This window comes from Chryseobacterium sp. P1-3 (genome assembly GCF_000738495.1).
GTDB classification, from domain to species: Bacteria; Bacteroidota; Bacteroidia; order Flavobacteriales; family Weeksellaceae; genus Chryseobacterium; species Chryseobacterium gallinarum.
The window spans coordinates 46,075-65,933 of the sequence record NZ_JPEQ01000019.1 but is presented as its reverse complement, the minus strand read 5'-3'; the positions used below and the strand labels follow the sequence as shown (position 1 = coordinate 65,933).

General features: G+C 37.9%; 18 protein-coding genes, 4 pseudogenes and 1 riboswitch. Of the genes and pseudogenes, 8 read left to right on the top strand and 14 right to left on the bottom strand.

The window, feature by feature from the left end; genetic code table 11:
* Positions 1-53 precede the first annotated feature (53 nt).
* Positions 54-146, bottom strand: a riboswitch (TPP riboswitch).
* A gap of 50 nt (positions 147-196) precedes the next feature.
* The 4 genes from HX13_RS20120 to HX13_RS20105 form a co-directional block, all read right to left on the bottom strand.
* Positions 197-2,038, bottom strand: coding sequence for a carbon starvation protein A (locus HX13_RS20120; protein ID WP_185113627.1), 1,842 nt, complete (start codon positions 2,036-2,038; stop codon positions 197-199).
* A gap of 198 nt (positions 2,039-2,236) precedes the next feature.
* The gene (locus HX13_RS20115; RefSeq protein ID WP_050022527.1) at positions 2,237-3,268 is read right to left on the bottom strand and encodes an alpha/beta hydrolase; all 1,032 of its coding nucleotides are present in this window, start codon (positions 3,266-3,268) and stop codon (positions 2,237-2,239) included.
* A gap of 21 nt (positions 3,269-3,289) precedes the next feature.
* The gene (locus HX13_RS20110; protein ID WP_050022526.1) at positions 3,290-3,673 is read right to left on the bottom strand and encodes a DUF3037 domain-containing protein; all 384 of its coding nucleotides are present in this window, start codon (positions 3,671-3,673) and stop codon (positions 3,290-3,292) included.
* The gene (locus HX13_RS20105; RefSeq protein WP_050022525.1) at positions 3,660-4,433 is read right to left on the bottom strand and encodes a HipA family kinase; all 774 of its coding nucleotides are present in this window, start codon (positions 4,431-4,433) and stop codon (positions 3,660-3,662) included. The genes HX13_RS20110 and HX13_RS20105 overlap by 14 nt, the downstream gene beginning before the upstream one ends.
* Before the next feature lie 72 nt (positions 4,434-4,505).
* Between HX13_RS20105 and HX13_RS20100 the strand changes: the two genes are divergently transcribed.
* Both HX13_RS20100 and HX13_RS20095 read left to right on the top strand, forming a co-directional pair.
* Complete coding sequence (locus HX13_RS20100; RefSeq protein ID WP_050022524.1) at positions 4,506-5,345, top strand: alpha/beta hydrolase family protein; 840 nt, start codon at positions 4,506-4,508, stop codon at positions 5,343-5,345.
* 70 nt (positions 5,346-5,415) lie between these two features.
* Positions 5,416-5,940, top strand: a complete 525-nt coding sequence (locus tag HX13_RS20095) for a hypothetical protein (protein ID WP_050022523.1) — start codon at positions 5,416-5,418, stop codon at positions 5,938-5,940.
* A 37-nt stretch (positions 5,941-5,977) separates the two neighbouring features.
* Here HX13_RS20095 and HX13_RS20090 read toward each other — a convergent pair whose 3' ends face one another.
* The 8 genes and pseudogenes from HX13_RS20090 to HX13_RS20055 form a co-directional block, all read right to left on the bottom strand.
* Positions 5,978-6,802: a flavin reductase family protein gene (locus HX13_RS20090; RefSeq protein ID WP_050022522.1), complete on the bottom strand. Its 825-nt coding sequence runs from the start codon at positions 6,800-6,802 to the stop codon at positions 5,978-5,980.
* 41 nt (positions 6,803-6,843) lie between these two features.
* A complete protein-coding gene (locus tag HX13_RS20085; protein ID WP_238555551.1) occupies positions 6,844-7,200 on the bottom strand; it encodes a GxxExxY protein in 357 nt (118 codons plus the stop codon).
* Between the two features lie 188 nt (positions 7,201-7,388).
* Positions 7,389-8,637 (bottom strand): annotated as a pseudogene (fahA, locus tag HX13_RS20080) (fumarylacetoacetase).
* An 86-nt stretch (positions 8,638-8,723) separates the two neighbouring features.
* Positions 8,724-9,155, bottom strand: a complete 432-nt coding sequence (locus tag HX13_RS20075; protein ID WP_238555550.1) for a hypothetical protein — start codon at positions 9,153-9,155, stop codon at positions 8,724-8,726.
* A gap of 70 nt (positions 9,156-9,225) precedes the next feature.
* A pseudogene (gene hppD, locus HX13_RS20070) lies at positions 9,226-10,357 on the bottom strand (4-hydroxyphenylpyruvate dioxygenase).
* Between the two features lie 237 nt (positions 10,358-10,594).
* Positions 10,595-11,386, bottom strand: coding sequence for a hypothetical protein (locus tag HX13_RS20065; protein ID WP_050022521.1), 792 nt, complete (start codon positions 11,384-11,386; stop codon positions 10,595-10,597).
* A gap of 132 nt (positions 11,387-11,518) precedes the next feature.
* The gene (locus HX13_RS20060) at positions 11,519-12,793 is read right to left on the bottom strand and encodes an acetyl-CoA hydrolase/transferase family protein (RefSeq protein WP_050022520.1); all 1,275 of its coding nucleotides are present in this window, start codon (positions 12,791-12,793) and stop codon (positions 11,519-11,521) included.
* A 64-nt stretch (positions 12,794-12,857) separates the two neighbouring features.
* Positions 12,858-14,010 (bottom strand): annotated as a pseudogene (locus HX13_RS20055) (homogentisate 1,2-dioxygenase).
* Between the two features lie 122 nt (positions 14,011-14,132).
* Between HX13_RS20055 and HX13_RS25775 the strand changes: the two are divergent.
* Positions 14,133-16,203, top strand: a pseudogene (locus HX13_RS25775) (TonB-dependent receptor plug domain-containing protein).
* Between the two features lie 74 nt (positions 16,204-16,277).
* Positions 16,278-16,661, top strand: coding sequence for a thioredoxin family protein (locus tag HX13_RS20045; RefSeq protein WP_228377604.1), 384 nt, complete (start codon positions 16,278-16,280; stop codon positions 16,659-16,661).
* A gap of 164 nt (positions 16,662-16,825) precedes the next feature.
* Here HX13_RS20045 and HX13_RS20040 read toward each other — a convergent pair whose 3' ends face one another.
* Positions 16,826-17,815 carry a zinc-binding alcohol dehydrogenase family protein gene (locus HX13_RS20040; protein ID WP_050022518.1) on the bottom strand — a complete coding sequence of 330 codons (990 nt, stop codon included), beginning with the start codon at positions 17,813-17,815 and terminating at the stop codon, positions 16,826-16,828.
* Between the two features lie 91 nt (positions 17,816-17,906).
* On the opposite strand from HX13_RS20040, the gene HX13_RS20035 reads away from it, so the two are divergent.
* The gene (locus tag HX13_RS20035) at positions 17,907-18,284 is read left to right on the top strand and encodes a winged helix-turn-helix transcriptional regulator (protein ID WP_050022535.1); all 378 of its coding nucleotides are present in this window, start codon (positions 17,907-17,909) and stop codon (positions 18,282-18,284) included.
* A 72-nt stretch (positions 18,285-18,356) separates the two neighbouring features.
* Here the strand turns inward: HX13_RS20035 and HX13_RS20030 are convergent, their stop codons facing one another.
* Positions 18,357-18,722, bottom strand: coding sequence for a DUF1304 domain-containing protein (locus HX13_RS20030; RefSeq protein ID WP_050022517.1), 366 nt, complete (start codon positions 18,720-18,722; stop codon positions 18,357-18,359).
* A 154-nt stretch (positions 18,723-18,876) separates the two neighbouring features.
* Between HX13_RS20030 and HX13_RS26160 the strand changes: the two genes are divergently transcribed.
* From HX13_RS26160 to HX13_RS20020, 3 genes are all read left to right on the top strand, one after another.
* Positions 18,877-19,026 (top strand): hypothetical protein, encoded by a 150-nt coding sequence (locus HX13_RS26160; RefSeq protein ID WP_316931366.1) that lies wholly within the window; start codon positions 18,877-18,879, stop codon positions 19,024-19,026.
* Complete coding sequence (locus HX13_RS26155) at positions 19,004-19,360, top strand: hypothetical protein (RefSeq protein WP_316931365.1); 357 nt, start codon at positions 19,004-19,006, stop codon at positions 19,358-19,360. The genes HX13_RS26160 and HX13_RS26155 overlap by 23 nt, the downstream gene beginning before the upstream one ends.
* Before the next feature lie 63 nt (positions 19,361-19,423).
* Positions 19,424-19,855, top strand: coding sequence for a DoxX family protein (locus HX13_RS20020; protein ID WP_050022516.1), 432 nt, complete (start codon positions 19,424-19,426; stop codon positions 19,853-19,855).
* The last annotated feature ends 4 nt before the right edge of the window (positions 19,856-19,859 follow it).

Genomic DNA, 19,859 nt, shown 5'->3' with positions numbered 1-19,859 from the left:
ATTTAAAAAAAAATAGCTTTAGGAAAAATCCGGAACAAAAGTACATTTACAAGGAATGTAGATTTGCTTTTCCCTACGTCGGTGTAAGCCGTATCAGGTTCGAAGGGACTCTCTCAATTCTTTTCAGAATACCCCTAAAGCAAAACAAATGTATAAAAATTATAACAATGGTAAAAGGAATTTAAAGAAGACCTTATTATCTTTCCACAAGCTCTTTTACCTGTTCACCATAAAAATCGGTTTCCGTAGTCCTGATTTTTAAAAGCTCATACCACTTTCTGAAAGCACCGATAAAGACAATCAACATCAAAACCATTGCGGTAACGGCAAGAGCTGCCAATAAATATTGTTCCTTCGGAATGTAAATGGTCGTTACCTGGATGTAACCAGCCCAAAATGTGATCCCAGCCATGAAGACTCCCGGAATAGCAGCACACAAAGCATATCTACCCCTGTTCATCCTGATGAGCATCGTAGTGCAAACGATTAGTCCACACGCGGCCAGCAGCTGATTACTGATTCCGAATAACGGCCAGATACTGCTTACATTTCCTGTATACACCAGATATCCCCAGGCAAAAGTGAAAAGAAGACTGCTGATGATAATTCCCGGAATCCAGTTTTTATCATTGAATTTAGGAATAACAGATCCCAGCATTTCCTGTAAAAAAAATCGTCCTACTCTTGTTCCTGCATCTATCGCAGTAAGGATGAATACCGCCTCAAACATGATGGCAAAATTATACCAATAGGCTGTTAACTGATCCATATAAGGAATCTTGTTAAAGATATGAGCCATACCCACAGCCAGGGAAACGGCACCTCCGGTTCTCCCATGCAGATCAATGCCTATTTTTTGCGAGTAATAATCAATATCTACTCCGTGAAGAGCAGGATGAGCAGCAAGGAAAGCATCATAGGATTCTTTAGGAGTATTAATAGCAAAATAATCACCCGGCATTAATGTACAGGCAGCTATTAAAGCCATAAGGGCAACAAAACCTTCTACAAGCATAGCTCCATACCCCACAAAGAGGATTTCTCTCTCTTTATTAAGCATTTTAGGGGTTGTACCCGTAGCAATGACAGCATGAAATCCCGATATGGCACCACACGCAATGACAATGAAGATAAATGGAAGCACAGGACCGCCTATGACTGGACCTCCTCCGTTAATAAATGCTGTAAGGGCAGGCATCTGTATGGTGGGGTGAATAACGATTACTCCTACAGCAAGCATAATGATTGTCCCGATCTTTAAATAGGTTGAAAGATAATCTCTGGGAACAAGCAGCAGCCATACCGGTAATACGGAAGCTAAAAAGCCATATAACGGAATCGCAACTGAAATGGTTTTAATATCCCATGAAAATAAATTGTTCATAGCAGGGTTCTGCATCAGGCTATGCCCGCCAATAATCCCGGCAATCAGAAGTATACCTCCCAGAATACTGGCCAATAGGACACTGTTCTTTTTATAACGCATAATCAGGCCCATAATAATGGCAATTGGCATGGTAATGACCACCGTAAACAGCGACCAGGAAGCCTCATGCATGGCATTGATACAAGCTAATGACAACCCTGCTAATGTGAGAATAAGAATGAACAGAATGGCAAATCCGGCCACAGTACCTGTTGCCTTGCCAATTTCTTTTGAAGCAATTGTTGCCAGACTCTGTCCTTTATGTCTTACAGAGGCAAATAAAACCACCATATCATGTACACCACCACCCAGAACGCATCCTATCAGTATCCATAAAGCACCTGGAAGATAACCGAACTGAGCAGCTAATACGGGACCTACAAGAGGGCCGGCAGCAGCAATTGCCGCAAAATGATGGCCAAACAGTACATTTTTATTCGTAGCAACATAATCTTTACCGTCTGCAAATTCTACAGCGGGAGTTGTATGCTGATCATTAAGCCGGAGTACTTTATTGGCAATGAAAATTCCGTAAAAACGGTAGGCAATCGCAAAAAGGAGAACAGATGCGAATATCAGCGTTAAAGCATTGATATTATTTAAAAAATCCATATCGTTTGTTTTGGTGATGAATAATTAAAAGGATTGGCTGTATTATTAAAAATAATTTAACATTGAGCCAAGTTAATTATTTTATACATTAAAACAGTTGATATGTATATCAATTTAGCAAATTTGATACATTGTATAATTATTTATGATTTATCTGTATGGTTTTTAAGTGTTTATCTGTGGTATTGTGTATACAGATTATTTCTTTTGAGAAACTATAAAGTCAACCATTTGATCCGTAAGGTTATCCAGGTAAGCCTTATCAGTTGTATTGAAGCTGTGTACTCCATTATCAACGACAATTAAAGAAGTCTGGATTTTTGCTCTTTTTAATTTCCGGTAGAGCTTTTTTGACTGGCTTAAAGGAACTACTTTATCTTTATTTCCCTGGACAATTAAGGTGGGTACTCCGGCAGAAGTATAGCTGGCAGGAGAGATGGTTTTTAAATATTCAATGGCCCTTTCCTGATCCTTTTTGATATTATAACCGGAAAGTGCTTTTACCAGATTTTGCTGCAGGTTAACAATCTTCTTTGAAATCCGTCCAATCATAAAAACAGGAATTGTGCCTAGTCTTGTATGGAAAAGTTTGTTTAGGTCAACCGGACCGTAATGGTCTATAACGTAGTTTACCTTTGCTGAATAAGAAGAAAGCTCAGGATTTCCTGTAAAAGCTTCATCAGGAGTATAAGCTGCAAGAAGTGACAGGTGCGCTCCGGCAGAAGCCCCGAATAGCCCTATGTTATTGGTGTCAAAATTATATTTTTCCGCATTTTTTCTTACCCATCTTATGGCATCTTTGGTGTCTTCCAACGGGAGTGGGAAGTGGGTGCTGCTATTCAGGAGAGTATAGTTGATGCTGATAACCGCATACTGCCTGGCTATCAGTTTGGCAATAGTTGTTTCCAGATAGTTGTCTGCATATACAATCTTATCACCTTCTACCCATCCTCCTCCGTGAACGTAGATCAAAACAGGGAATTTTTCATTAGAAGCTGTTTTAGGGGCATAAATATCAAGTGAAACAGGAACTCCTTTTTTATTGACTGTATACTCTATATTTTCCGTAACCAATGCTATTTCAGGAAGTAAAGAGCTCTTTATCCGTGGCGCTTCAGGAGCTTGTGAAAAATTTTGTGAAAAAAATAAACTAGAATAGTTTAAAAGAAAAATAAAAAACAAATTTGTAACAAACCTGTAATTTAAAATATTGTTTAGAATTGATTTCATAAAATTTTTTTAAGGAGTGTGTTACTTTACTAACTCCTCAAAAAGCTTACCAAAAGTAGCATTCAGATCTTTGGATTTTCCGGGATGCGGTCTTGAAGTTTGTATTACAGCACTTCTTACAGCCGTAAGCCAGCGGAAACGTTCAGGAATATCCAGCAGAGCAATAGGGCCTCCGTCTCTTTCCCCATTGGCTATTTTCTGAAAGCTTGCCAGGTTCTGGATAATATCTTCATAATCCAGCTTACTGTGCATCAGTTTAAATTTATCCGGACACAGATAAAATTCAACCCGGATGAATTTTTCTTTTTTGGAAAACATTATCAGTCCGATATTGAAAAATTCTTCTCTCTCAACTTTCGGTACCAAGCGTATTACCGCATATTCGTATATTTTATCCTCTTGCATTTTTAGCTTCGTTTACAAAGATTTGAGAATGTTCTAGCCGGGTTTTCATAAACTGAAAATAAATCTCACGGATTTCATCGGGCGTTTCATCAGCGTCATTCCAGTGTAACCAGTCTTCAGGAATTAAATTGACAATTTCCCGGAAAAGATTATCATTCAATACCGTATGGGCAAACTGATCTGCTTCGTCCAGCATTGTAGCTTTTGGGAGAAGTACATGATCCTTCACATATTTGAATGGTGTCTTGGCTGCTGTGTCAAAATTTTGCCATGAATGATGAAAATAGAACGAAGCCCCGTTATCGATGATCCATAGCTCTTTATGCCACATCAGCATATTGGTATTTTTAAAAGTACGGTCAATATTGGTGATAAAAGCATCCAGCCAGACAATTTTTGATGCCAGAAGAGGATCCACACTTACTCCCGGATCATAGGTAATTGATCCGGAAAGGTAATGCAGCCCGAGATTTAAACCTTCTGAAAACTTCAATAGATCCTGGATCTCTTCATCTGCTTCTGTTCTGCCAAAATCTGCATCAAGATTCACAAAAACCAGCTCAGGGATTTTCAGGCCCAGTGCTTCGGCTATTTTTCCTCCTAACAGTTCTGAGATCAGCATTTTTACTCCATGGCCCGCACCACGGAATTTCAGGACATATTTGAAGTCATCATCAGCTTCTGCCAGTGCTGGAAGAGACCCTCCCTCTCTCAGCGGCAGAATGTAACGCATCACGGTTACAGTTCTTAAATTCTGCATGAGGCAAAAATAAGGTTATTTTTTGATAATTTTTTTCATTAATTTCGGTTAAAATTAATTGAGCCTGATATTATGAATCTGACTATTAAAAAGAATATACCTCTTGAAAATCCCGAAACAAAAACATTTTTTGCAGATAGTTTTTATTTGGAGAATGAACAAAAGTTACCATTGGTAATCTTTGTTCACGGATATAAAGGCTATAAAGATTGGGGGGCATGGAATATAATGGGAGAAAAATTGGCAGAAGCAGGTTTTTTCTTTGTGAAGTTCAATTTTTCCCATAACGGGACAACGGTGGAAGATCCTTACCACTTTGCGGATCTTGAAGCATTCGGAAATAATAACTATTCCAGGGAACTCTCAGATCTTGGGGTTGTAATTGATCATTTTATCCGGCATCCGAATGTTGATGACCAAAAGGTAATTCTGATAGGACACAGCAGGGGAGGGGGAATTTCTATCATTAAAACTTTTGAGGATGAAAGAATCAATGGGCTGATCACTTTAGCCAGTGTAGATACATTGGAGCGTTTTCCTGTGGGGGAGGCTTTTGAAAATTGGAAAAAGGAAGGAGTATATTATGTTCTGAACGGCAGAACCAAACAGGAAATGCCTCATTATTTCCAGTTTTATGAAGATTATGAAAAAAATATACATCGTTTTGATGTGGAAAGAGCGACAGAAATGGCCAAAGCCCATATGCTTATTATTCACGGAACCGGGGATGAAAGTGTAGAGCCTAAGCAGGCTGAGCATCTTCATATTCTCAATCCGAATTCAGAATTGTTCTTTGTTGAAAATGCTAATCATACCTTTGGAGCAAAAGAACCCTGGACGGAAAATGAGCTGCCCGGAGACCTGAAACTGGTGACAGAAAAATGTATTGCTTTTATACTTGATAAAATGTAATGGAGGAAGGATTCTGAAATAAAACTATAAAAAATACGTTATTATATCAACCACTATAAAAAAATTAATTATGAAAAAAGTTATGACGGCTGCATTGGCATTATCGTTATTTGCATCGATTATTTCCTGTAAGAAAGAAGTTAAAACCGAAACTTCTGTCACCAGTACGGACTCTTCACATACAACAATGCCCGTGGATTCTATGGCTGCACCTGCAACAGATTCCGCAACAGTATCATCTCCTGCTGCAACACCCGGAACAACAGATAATATCATCAGTAAAAATGTAGGAAAATATCCTCATGAAATTAAATTCTTTGAAGATAAAAATATAACGGACAGGTTGAAAAAAACAGTAGGTGCCCAGTACGATGAGATGGTCAAATACTTTAATGTGGAAAGCCCTATCACATCGGATAACGGTATCTATAAGTTAAGCGGCTGCAAACAACATGATTGCCCGGGATATTCTACTACAATCTATTATGATGCTAAAAATGATAATCTAAACGTTTCCATAGACAAAAACGGTAAGGTTACTGATTTTGCCGAAAAAGGAAAAATCACCATTTCTGATGCATTAAAAGCTAAATAAATAAAGAAAGAAGCCTGGATTTCAGGCTTCTTTTATTTTATCTTACTGTCAAAAGGGTCCAGGCTTCTTCAATTTTACCTTCAAGAAGTAATTTTTGGGCATCCAAATGAATGCTTTCATCAGCGTGGAAACTTTCGCCGGGTAGTACTTCTGTATTGGCAAGCATTCCCAGATCATTTCCTGTGAACACTTTGCTGTACTTAATGGCATCAGGTAAGAGGTCGAACCCAATTCCTTTGGTTACCAAAGGTTTGGGAACTTCAAAAAGACTGTTTTCATTGCTCCTGGAATACCAGTTACTACCTAAACGTGCCACCATATCCAGTTTTTTCTGATCCAGATTTCCGGATTCATTCAGATACTCTTCCCTGATATGAATCTTCTGAACTTCACAGATGACCAGGTTTCCGGCACCGCCCTGATCTCCCAGTGACTTTACCTCCAATACCTTACACTCAAAGTTTACTGGACACTCTTCTATAAGTTTTGGGCTTACCAGGTCCGCCTCTTTCATGGTCAGTCCGGATTTGATAAATTCGTTTACTCCTGTTTCATATTCTGTAGAAGCCAGAGAAATTTGTTGTACGATCGGAAAATTTACTGTACCGATGACTACTTCCGGAACTTCCAGTACATTTTCCAGAGTATGTTTTGTGGTATTGTCACGCACTCTCCTTGATGGTGAGAAAATCAGGATCGGCGGAACCGTACTGAACATATTGAAAAAACTGAACGGAGATAGATTAATCGCACCATTTTTATCCACTGTAGAAGCCAGGGCAATCGGTCGTGGTGAAATGGCGGTCTGCATAATGGTTTGCAGCTGTACAGAGGTTATTTCGGAGGGGATTACTGTTTTCATATTTTACTTTTTAACACTTAAGTTATTTTAGTTATTTCTGATTACGCTTTATGCAGTACACTTAAGTTCGAAAATCTACGATTTTCATTCTTTTGGAAGTTCTTTAAATATTTAGATTCAGTACCTTCATGATAAAGATTTGTAACATTGAAATTGACTAAAATTGAACGGGGTGCTTTTAAAAGATTCATATAATTCATGGTTTGTGCTTTATGGATTTGATGAATTTCAGCCACCGATTTTAATTCTAAAACGATTAATTCCTCAATTAAAAAATCACATTTTACTTTACAATCTATATAATTTCCTTTATAAAAGAATGGGATTTCAAGTTCACTTTGATATTTGAGTCCTAGCAGATTAAATTCTTTCTCTAAACATTGATGGTACTTCTTCATACAAACCCGGGCCTGCAAGCTTATGTACTTCAATACAGGCTCCGATAATTTTGTAAGAAAGATCGTTAATTAAATTTTTGAGTAATCATATAAGTAAGAGAATGAAAATCGTAGATTTTCAAAAACTAAAGTGAACTTAATTAATCATATAATACTTAGCTTAAGTAACTAAAGTGTTTAAATTATTGTTAAAGTGTTGGAACAATTTTACCGGATACTTCTCCGAAGCCTACTCTTATGCCGTCTTTTTCAGCCCAGGCTTTCATGGTAACGGTATCGTTGTCTTCGATGAACTTTCTTTCTTCACCGTTGCTTAATGTTATAGGATTTTGCCCTCTCCATGTCAGCTCCAGCATAGATCCGAAAGATTTTGGATCACTTCCTGAAATGGTACCGCTGGCATACATATCACCCACTTCCACGTTACAACCGTTTACGGTGTGATGCGCTAATTGCTGGGTCATATTCCAGTACATGTGTTTGTAGTTGCTTTCGCAGATCAGGTTTTGTTCCCCGTTTTCAGGCTGAATATAGACCTCAAGGTTGATATCATAATTTTTTATCGCCTTCAAATTTTAAATAATCGAGAACTTCAGGATCTTGTGCCGGAGAAGCTGTCCTGAAAGGTTCCAGAGCTTCAAGGGTTACAACCCAAGGGGAAATGGATGAGCCAAAATTTTTCGCAAGGAAGGGCCCTAGCGGAACATATTCCCAAGACTGGATATCTCTGGCAGACCAGTCATTGAAAATCACCATTCCGAAGATAGCATCTTCCGCATCTTTTGTAGTGATACTTTCTCCCATCTCTGTATTCTTGTTGATGATGAAAGCCATTTCCAATTCAAAATCCAGCTGCTTACATGGCCCGAATACCGGTTTATCTGCATCAGCAGGTTTCATTTGTCCTTTCGGGCGGTTAATCTCAGTTCCTGAAACGACAATGGAAGATGCTCTTCCGTGATAGCCTACGGGTAAATGTTTCCAGTTGGGCAACAAAGCATTAGCAGGATCGCGGAACATCTTTCCTACATTGGTAGCATGTTCGATGCTGCTGTAAAAATCTGTATAGTTCGGAATATGAACAGGCATCATCATTTTTACCTTGTCCAGGTCATAAAAGGCTTCTTCAATTGTTTTCTGGTCCTTTGACAATATTGAGCCTTCCTGCAATAGTGTTTGTATTTTTGTGCGGACAGCATTGGTAACGGGTTTACCCAGTTCAATGAATTCATTGATGGTATACGCTTCAAAAACGTTATCATCAAGTCCTTCAATATCTTCAAAATAACCAAGATCGTATAGAGTGGCAAGGTCAATAACCTGATCGCCTATTCGTGTGCAGCAGCCGATATATTCTTTGTTAAAAACTGCCACTCCGAATGGAATATTATGTATAGAAAAATCCGAATTTGAGGAATAGTCTACAAATGATTTCATAAGTTTAGATTTAAATTAGATTACTATCATCCTGAGAAATTTCCTCAGGAAGTTTTATTTCGCCGTTTTTTGAGTAAGACTCCTCATCAATCCATCTGTCTCTGGTGTTTACGTCTATGAGATACAGAATATTGTCCTGTTTGGTCAATAATAGGGTTTTGGTGACAGGCATCGGAATTTTTTTTATTTTCAAGCATATCTGCTCTTAATGAGATAATGTTATTCTTTCTTACAATATCTCCTGTAAAGACATTCGAGCTGCTTTCACCGGTGGCTTTATCATCAAAAACTTCTACATAGGTAGCATTTTTTCCTTTGATGATAATAAAATCTCTTTCCGTGTGATCTGCTTCATCTTTAATGAAAATAAATTTTTTGTTGTCAATATTTACACTTTCAAGATGCTGATTGATGCCTTTTCTTTCTTCAAGTCTCCTGAGAATTTCATTTAAAGAACCGTATTGTGCTTTAAGGCCTAATGTTCCAAAGAATAAAATTCCGATAAAAAATTTTCTCATAAGCTGTGTTTTATAAAAAAGTTTTGTCAAGACTCTGCATCCTGACAAAACTTGCTATTTCAATATTAAATTAAAGATTTCCTCTTCTTTCCTGTTCTCTTTCTAATGCCTCGAATAAAGCTTTGAAGTTTCCGGCACCAAAACTTTGCGCGCCATGTCTTTCAATGATTTCGAAGAATAGAGTAGGGCGGTCTTCTACAGGCTTGGTAAAGATCTGTAAAAGATATCCTTCTTCATCATGATCAATAAGTATACCTAACTCTTGTAATTTTTTAAGATCTTCATCAATATGTCCTACTCTTTCAGGAACCATATCGTAATATGCTTCCGGAGGGGCGGAAAGGAATTCTACACCACGTTTTTTTTAATTCGCTTACGGTGTGGATAATATCTTTGGTAGCGACAGCAATGTGCTGTACACCTTCACCTTCATAGAAATCTAGGTATTCTTCTACCTGTGATTTCTTTTTACCTTCTGCAGGTTCGTTGATCGGGAATTTTGCATATCCGTTTCCGTTGGACATTACTTTAGACATCAAGGCAGAATATTCAGTATTGATCTGTTTGTCATCAAAAGAAAGGATGTTTACAAATCCCATTACTTTTTCGTACCACTCCACGGTAGGGAGCATTCTGTTCCAGTCTACATTTCCTACGCAATGATCTACGTATAGCAGACCTGCTTCTTCAGGTTGGTAGTCGCTTTCCCATTTTTCATAGCCCGGCATGAAAGCACCGTTATAATTTTTTCTTTCGACAAACATGTGAACGGTTTCTCCATAAGTATAGATTCCGGACATTCTTACTTCACCATGCTCATCAGTTAAAGTGACTGGCTCTAAATACGGTTTCCCGCCTCTTTTAGTAGTTTCTTCGAAAGCTTTATAAGCGTCATCTACCCAAAGAGCCAAAATTTTCACTCCGTCACCATGTTTTTTTACGTGTTCATTGATAGGAGAATCAGATTTAAGTCCGGTAGTTAATACCAATCTGATCTTACCTTGTTGAAGTACATAGGATGCACGATCTCTTACCCCTGTTTCAGGACCTGCATAGGCTACAGATTGAAAACCGAAAGCGGTTTTATAATAATGGGCAGCCTGTTTTGCATTTCCTACATAAAACTCAATATAATCTGTACCGTTGATCGGTAAAAAATTCTCGGCTTGAGCAATTTTTTCGGCAAATGTAAGTGTTGACATATTTTCTTTTTTACTTTTTATTTTATTGGTATGCAAAATACGAAAAACTTAGATATAGCGAAAATATTCAGGGATATTCCTTAAATATATTTAACATAAAGTTAAAGAAGAGTTCACTTAAGTATATTTAAGTTTCTTATGTTTAAACAGGGGTACTTACATTTGTAATACAAAAGACAAGTGAAAAAAATATTTCGAACACGAAAGCCGCAGGAATTTCCTGCGGCTTTCTTATCATTATACGTTTTCAATTATTTTGTTTAACCTTCCTGCATCGGGATTATAATTGTCCCAGATCTTCCAGGTATCATTTATTTTACGGATAAAATAAATCTGTGTACTCAATTGGTTGACAAAGTGTTCTTCACCGGTTTCTCCAACTTTGAATAAAAGATTCCAGAATTCCTGTGATTCGAGGATTTTTTTATCCGGTTCGTCAGTTACAATATGAATATCGAAAACCTCATAGTTGGACCGGTTGTTTTTTGTTACCAGTTGGAAATCTTTGTCACATAATTCTTTACTGAACTGTGATACTCTTTCTAAAAATGGAGAATCATCGAATACCAGCTCTTTGAAAAGCTCGGTTTTATGATCGGGAAAGTGCTTACAGAATTCAAAAGCAGTTGCACAGTAATCATACACCATCTGGGTCATAAACGAATTATCATCTGCCTCTTCATTCTCCTGGTTTTTATGCCTTATGAAAAGAATATAATCGTTAAGGTCCTTATACCCCAAAAAAATACAAATCTTGTCTAATGTTTTTAAAAACCTCAGGTCGCTATGCGTTTTGTCCTGATAATCATTTTCAAAGAAACGTTGTAACGTAACATGTGAAATAGTATTACCGATCTCGAATTTTTTTCCTCCTTTTAATTCCTCAGCTTCAGATAATTCTTCTTTAATGATTTCGGAAAGAATAATATAATGGCTTCTCTTCCATTCCTTCACATTCCCCAAAACAGAATTTCTTACTTTTGAATGCTTTACCACCTCTTCCCGTATCGAATTATATATAGTCTTCAATTTCCTTGTTTTTGAATGAGTTTTATCAAAAATACTGCCAAAAATGTTAAAGCTTTTTTATCATTTATTTGTCTGGATTAAAATATGCTTTAATTCCCAATAATATAGTAAGAGGATTTTAATAGTTGATTATCAATGTTTAAACCGTTCAAAAGCAGCACGTTCCAGCATTTCCCTGTCATCCGGATGTGCAATACTGATGAGTTCCTGTGCCCTCTGACGCAGATTTTTTCCGTATAGGTAGGCGGTTCCGTATTCAGTGACCACATAATGAATATGTCCTCTTGTGGTAACTACGCCGGCTCCCTGTTTAAGATAAGGAACAATTCTGGAGATTCCTTTTTTGGTTCTGGAGGTAATGGCAATGATGGGCTTTCCGCCTTCTCCTAATGCTGCTCCCCTCATAAAATCCATTTGTCCTCCAATACCGCTGTATTGCATTGTTCCTATAGAATCGGCACAAACCTGACCTGTGAGGTCTATTTCAATGGCAGAATTGATAGCTACCATCTTCTTATTTTTCATAATGTTGATCGGGAAATTAACTTCGCTTACGTCCCTGAACGCAAAGACGGTGTTATCATCCACATAATCATATAATTTTCTGGTTCCGAAACAGAAGCTGGTAATGGTTTTATTGTCGTTATAGCCTTTATACTTGTTGTTGATTACATCATTTTGGATGAGATCGATCACACCATCACTCAACATTTCGGTATGAATGCCCAGGTCTTTGTGGTTATTCAGGCATTTTAAAACGGCATCAGGAATGGTTCCTATTCCCATCTGCAGCGTAGAACGGTCCTCGATAAGTTCAGCTACATTTTTTCCTACAAGCATTTCTTCAGGGCCAACTTTTGATCCGTAATCTACAGTCGGAAGCTCTTCTTCATGCCAGACCAGTTTATGAATTCTGCTGATATGGATCATGCCATCACCGTGGGTTCTGGGCATTCTGGGATTAACGACTGCTACAATGATTTTGGCAGTATCAACTGCTGATCTTGCCACATCCACTGAAGTTCCCAATGTACAGAAACCATGTCTGTCCGGTGGGGAAACAGTTACCAGCGCCACATCCAAAGGAAGAATGTTTTTTCTGAATAAAATCGGGATCTCACTTAAAAAGACAGGCACAAAGTCCCCTCTGTCTGAGTTTACGGCATCGCGCACCGGTGTGGATACAAATAATGAATTGATAAAGAATTTATCTTTGTATTCAGGTTTTGCAATTTCCACATTTCCCTGTTGGGTAATGGAGACCATTTCTACATTATCCAGCCGGTGAGACTGTCTTGCGAGTTCGTCAATCAGGTAGTTTGGGGTGCATGCACTTCCGTGAAAAAATACACGGTTGCCACTTTTTATAGTGTAAATAGCTTCTTCTGCACTAATATAATTGTACATAATGAAATTTTTTATGAAGTAATTTTTATTCCGGTGAATGTTCTTCCATGGTTATATTGTTTTTTTATTCCAGCCAGGAGGTTTTGTAGGAAGGATCTTCTACCTTCATTGCTTCTTCTGTCACTTTTAAAGGGCGGAAAGGGTCTACCATAACGGCATATTCTTCCGTGAATTTTTTTCCGATACTCCTTTCCATAGCACCAGGGTGAGGTCCGTGTACAATTCCGCCAGGATGAAGCGTAAAGTCCATAAGGTCAATGTGGTTACGGCTCATGAAATCTCCTTCGGTATAGAACAATACCTCATCAGAATCAATATTGGAATGGTTGTAAGGAGCAGGAATTGCCAATGGATGATAATCATACATTCTTGCACAGAATGAGCATACAACAAAGTTGTGGCCTTCAAAGTTCTGGTGAACCGGTGGCGGCTGGTGAATTCTTCCCGTAATAGGTTCAAAGTTTTTGATATTGAATTTATAAGGATAAAAATATCCGTCCCAGCCTACAACATCAAAAGGATGTGTTGCATAAATGAAATCTGTGATCTGGTTTTCTTTTTTTACTTTAATTACAAATTCTCCTTTTTCATCTTTAGGTTCTACAAAGGTAGGGGCAATGATGTCTCTTTCGCAGAATGGAGAATGCTCTAAAAGTTGTCCGAATTCATTCCGGTATCTCTTGGGAGTATAGATGGGAGAGTGGCTTTCCAATACAAAGAAAACGGTATCTTCCGATGCCAGTTCTACCTGATAGATAGTGCCTCTGGGAATAATCAGGTAATCACCGGTAACAAATTCCAGGTTTCCAACAAAGGTTTTTAAGATTCCTGTTCCCTGATGAACGAATAAAAGCTCGTCACATTCTGCATTTTTATAGAAATAATCCATCGATTTTCTGGGTTTTGCCAATCCCATTTTAAGGTCATTGTTTACCAAAAGGATTTTGCGGCTGTCCAGAAAGTCATCTTCAGGAGTGACATTCATCCCTTTGAACATTCTTGGAGTGATGTTTTTTTTCTACAGCAATTTTAGGTGTTACATCTTTCGGCTGTCCAATCGATTTGATCTGTGTAGGACGGTGAATATGGTATAGCAGAGAAGAGATACCGTGAAAGCCTTCTGTACCAAAAAGCTGTTCATAGTAAAATTGATCTTCCGGAGACTTAAAGATAGTGTGTCTTTTTTGTGGGATGTTTCCCGCTAGATGATATCTCATTTTACTTTTATATGTAGTTTCTCAAATTTAGTCATTTTTCACGAATTGACTGTACCAATATTCTATCATTGTGTTTTGTGTTTTAAAAATAATTGTTAGATTTGTCTAATAATTTTAATTTCATGAAGCGAATATTATTTTCTATTATTTTTTTATCGTCGTATTGTTTTTCACAAGAAACGGATAGTTTACGTCAGAATCTGGATACAAAACTTGATTCTGCAAGAGTTGTCCCGGAAGACATCAAGACGGGTAATATTGATGATGTGGTGGTTACCGGAACCATAAAACCGGTCAGCAGATCAAAAAGTCCTGTAGCGGTAGAGATCTACAGCCAAAAGTTTTTCCAGAAAAACCCTACTCCGAGTATTTTTGAAGCTATTGCGATGGTGAATGGTGTAAAACCTCAGCTTAACTGTTCGGTTTGTAACACCGGGGATATCCATATCAATGGACTGGAAGGTCCTTATACGATGATTCTGATCGACGGAATGCCCATTGTAAGTTCTCTTTCCACAGTATATGGCTTAAGCGGAATTCCTAATAGCCTGGTGGAAAGAATTGAAGTGGTAAAAGGCCCTGCTTCTTCTATTTATGGCTCGGAAGCTATGGGAGGAGTGATCAATATTATTACCAAAAATGCGCTGACAGCTCCTAAACTGAGTGTTGATCTGATGACAAGTACGTGGGCTGAAAATAATCTTGATCTTTCCACCAAGTTCAATGTAGGGAAAAAAGCCGCGTCATTATTAAGCTTAAATTATTTCAGCTTTCAGGAAAGGGTAGACCAGAATAAAGATAACTTCACGGATGCTGCTTTACAAAGCAGAATTTCTGTTTTCAATAAATGGAATTTCCAGCGAAAAGCTAGCCGGCAGGCAAGTTTCGCGATGAGGTACCTGTATGAAGACCGTTTCGGTGGAGAAATGCAATGGAACAAATCTTTCAGGGGAAGTGATGAAGTGTATGGTGAAAGCATTTATACCAACAGAGCAGAAATTTTCGGATTGTACGAATGGCCAATGAAAGAACATATCGTAACCCAGTTTTCCTATAATTACCATGACCAGAATTCTTTTTATGGAGCCAACCCGTTCAATGCCCTTCAAAAAGTAGCTTTTGTACAGACGTATTGGGATAGAAGCTTTGGTAAGCATGATATGACAGCCGGACTTACTTTTAAAAGAACTTTCTATGATGACAATACCCCCGGAACCTTAGCGGCTGACGGGGTGACCAACGCTCCTATGAAGTCACCGATATGGGGAGCATTTGTCCAGGATCAATGGGAGATTAATGATAAAAATACTTTATTGCTAGGCTACCGGTATGATTATGACAAAGTTCATCATTCCGTACACTCGCCGAGGCTGGCATGGAAATTTTCGCCTAATCCTTACCATACATTGCGTTTCAATTTCGGAACAGGGTTCAGGGTGGTGAATTTATTTACAGAAGACCATGCCGCTTTAACGGGATCGCGTGAAGTGGTGGTAAAATCAGATCTGCAGCCTGAAAGATCTGTTAACGGAAACCTGAATTACATTTGGAAAATTCCTGTGGGAACACGTATGCTGCACTTAGATGCTTCTGCATTTTATACCTATTTCAGCAATAAGATTGTAGGCGATTTTGATTCTGACCCCAATAAAATAATATATGATAACCTTCACGGATACGGTATTTCCAGAGGTGCTTCGTTAAATGTAGATTTTACTTTTCAGTTTCCTTTGAGTGTTAACCTGGGAGTAACCTATCTTGATGTATATCAGAAATACGATAATGAAAATCAAAAAAACGCAACAGCTGCATGCACCAAAGTGGAGTGGTACCTATAATTTAACCTATAAATTTCCGAATAACCTGACTGTTGACTTTACCGGGCAGTTTTACGGACCCATGAGGCTTCCCGTTTTGCCCAATGATTATCGTCCGGAATATTCGCCATTTTATTCACTGGCCAATATCCAGGTTTCAAAGAGTTTCAAATCCGGATTTGAAGTGTATTGCGGTGTGAAAAATTTATTCAACTTTACACCTGAAAATCCTCTGATGAGACCCTTTGACCCGTTTGATAAATACGTTGATGATCCGATCAGCAATCCCAACCACTATACTTTCGATACAGCATATGGTTACGCTCCAATGCAGCGTATCAGAGGATTCCTGGGAGTAAAGTATACACTGAGATGAGAACTTTTGCTTTATTTTTAATGTTAGTGCCTTGTTTTTACCTGTCTCAGATAAAGACAGGCACTTTTTCGGAAATGGAGACTTTGCAGAAAGAAAATTCAAAACCTGTGATTATTCACCTGTACACAGATTGGTGTGCCATCTGCAAAATTGAATTTTTCCGATTGAATAAAGATAAAAACCTGGTCGGAATGATTAATGATCATTTTTATTTTGTCCATTTTGAACCGGAGAAAACGAAGGAGAAAATACATTTCCAGGGGGAGGATTTTTATTATTTATCCAACGGAAATTCCGGGATTCATGAGCTGGCATTGGCTTTATCAAGGAATAAAAATCAACCGGTATATCCGTTATGGATATTTCTGGATAAAAACCGGAACTTAGTTTATTATCAGGAAGGTCAGATGACTCCCGAACAAATGAGGCAAAAACTGTTGGAATTTTTTGCTTTGTAAATATCACCTGCAAAAATACAATGTTTCTTTGATATTCTTTAATTCTACGGCCTTAGCCAAAACTTAAAATTCCATTTATGAATAGACTTTTTTACTGCAGATCTTTGGTAATATCAGATTTTCATATTATCCTGTAACGATGTATTTTGATAATTTGTTCATGTTTAATGTTTCATGACGAGTTTGTGTCCATAAGTCTGATTATTTTTTAGAAGGGCATGGGCCTTTAGAACGGTATCCAGAGAAAGGGAGCCTATTACTTTATGCTGAGGTGGGAGAATCGTTCCTGTTTCGATGAGACTTTTCAGTTCATGTAAACCGTTTTGATAATAATCATATTTTTTAATCATGGTGTAGGTATAATTGGAGATGTTCATGATGAGGGAGCCTTTATTGAAAAGTATTTCATGAGCGTCTGCAGTAAGCAGGGCGGTTACATCTACATAAGTGCCATTGACTTTTAAAGCTTTTGCAACTACTTCTGCCATATAGTTCCCCACCAGATCAACTCCAATATCAAAAAGGCGGTTGTTATTGGCCTTTATAAGAGTTTCAACAAGATTTTCCTGTTTATAATTGATGATTTGGTGATCCTTTACTCCCACATTGAGAAGCATTTGCCTGTTTTCTTCACTTCCTACAGTGACAATGAAATGCTGGATATGATGAGCCAGTAAAATTTTGACAAAAAAGGATCCAACACCTCCGGCTGCACCCGTTATCAGAATGGTTTGTTCCGGTTGCCATTGCAAACGGTGAAAAATCTGTAAAGAAGTAAGCCCTGCAGAAGGAATTGCAGCGGACTGCTCAAAGGAAGTGTTTTTCGGTTTGAGGGAAACAATGGCTTCCGGAACAGAGATGTATTCTGCATAGGTACCATTGCTTCCCATTGAGCCGCTGCCACAGAATACTTCATCACCGACATTAAATTGAGTAACATCAGTTCCTTTTTCTACAACTATCCCGGATAATTCCCGCCCTAATATGGGAGAACTGATTAATTTTCTTTCCAGCTCATTTTCCAGCATCTGATAATCGATAGGGTTGAAACCACTTGCTTTGATCTGGATTAGTACTTCATTATTGTTGACTTGAGGCTTTTCAGTAAAACCATCTTCAAGCTGAAAATTTTTATTTAAAATTACGGCTTTCATATTGCTATTTTGATGTACAAATGTAAAGTGGAAATAGTTTATATTTGTTACTAGTTAACAATTGGTAACTGGTTACCTTGATGAAACTATTATGGCAAAAATTATTGAAAACGGAACTGAAAGAGAAGCAACCTGCACTGAGGAATTATTCGCAATGCGTGATAGTCTTGATGTGTTGGGCGGAAAATGGAAGTTAATGATTCTGCGGTATTTGACGAACAGAACAGATCAGCAGATTCATTTTAAAAAACTGGAACGTGGAATTGAGGGGATTTCCGCCAAAATGCTGAGTAAAGAACTGAAAGAGCTGGAAATGAATCTTTTGATTACAAGAACAATTCAGGATACAAAACCGATTACAGTTACTTATGCGGTTACTGAATACGGAAAATCGGTGCTTCCGGTAACCGAAATGCTGGTGAACTGGGGATTACTTCATAGAGAGAAGATCAAAGCTTCAATGGGTTAATATAAAATCCTGCACCTTAAAAACGTATCGAAAAAAGTTCGCATCTAAGCGTTTCAGCAAAATTTCGACAAACTATTTCAGTATAACAGCAAGAATAGCCAATATTGCAGGTAATGCCTGAACAAAAAATATTTTCTTGGTAGAGGAAATTGCCCCATAAGTACCAGCCACCGCTACGCAGCCTAAGAAGAATAAAGCCACATTGTCCTGCCATTGCGGATCTTTGATCAGAAAAGACCAGATTAGCCCGGCAGCCAGAAAACCATTGTATAATCCCTGATTGGCAGCCAAACCTTTTGTCGGCTTGAACATTTCTGCTGGCAGCGCAGCTTTGAAAACTTCTTTTCCTTTGGTTTCCCACGCAAACATTTCCATCCAGAGAATATACAGGTGTTCCAGTGCAACTACAGCGATCAGAATTTTGGCAATAACTTCCATGATTTACTATTTATGATTGTAAAACTAAAAAAATAAAGTTAAGTTTGAGTATTCAATTCTCAAGATGGATAACTTTAAGGCACATTTAAATAAATTTATTACCGTAACTGATGAAGAATACGTTTCAATTTTTTCATTTTTTGAAGTATCAAAAGTGAAAAAGAAGCAAAATCTGATGCTGGAAGGCGAGATTTGCAAAAATATGTATTTTGTGGTGGAAGGATGTCTTAGAAAATACTTTATTAATGAACGAGGAGTAGAACACACGACCCAGTTTGCGATTGAAAAACTGGTGGATTACTGACACGTTTGCCTATGAGAGACAGTTAAAGACGGATTTCAACATTCAGTCTGTAGAAAAATCCACTATCCTTGTCATAGATTTTAAAAGCCAGGAATTATTACTTAAGCAACATCCTGTTATGGAAAAATATTTCAGGATTATTTACCAGAGGGCCTATGCGGCATCTGAAAGGAAACTTCGTTATCTGTCTGAATATTCACGGGAAGAACTGTATGTTCATTTCAGTACGCTTTATCCATGGTTTATTCAGCGGATTCCTCAATATCTTATCGCGTCATTTCTTGGTTTTACTCCGGAATATTTAAGTGAAATCAAGGCAAAATTACGTTCTTAAACCAGTTTAAGTTTTTTACGGACCGGATATCGCAAATTTGTCATGTAATTAAAAGCTAATGCAATGACAGATAAACAAAATCAATTTCCACAGCTGTTTCTGAGATTGGCTCTTTCAGTAACCATACTTTCTGCAGTGGCAGACCGGTTTGGATGGTGGAGCAAAGAAAATTCATCATGGGGGAATATGGCCAGCTTTAAAGAATATACCAGGCAACTGACTTTTTTTCTTCCGGAAAACTTAAGCACTTTTTCAGCATATGCCGCTACTTTTTTGGAAATACTTTTTCCATTGATGCTGATCATAGGATATAAAACTAAGGTAGCAGCGTACGGAACCGGTTTTTTATTATTGATTTTTGCTGTTTCAATGACGCTTGCATCGGGTTTGAAAGCTCCGCTCAATTATTCGGTTTGGGTAGGAAGTGCTTCAGCTTTTTTATTGGCTGTACAACGCCATTATTCTTTTAGTATTGATCAATTAAACCAAAAATAATATC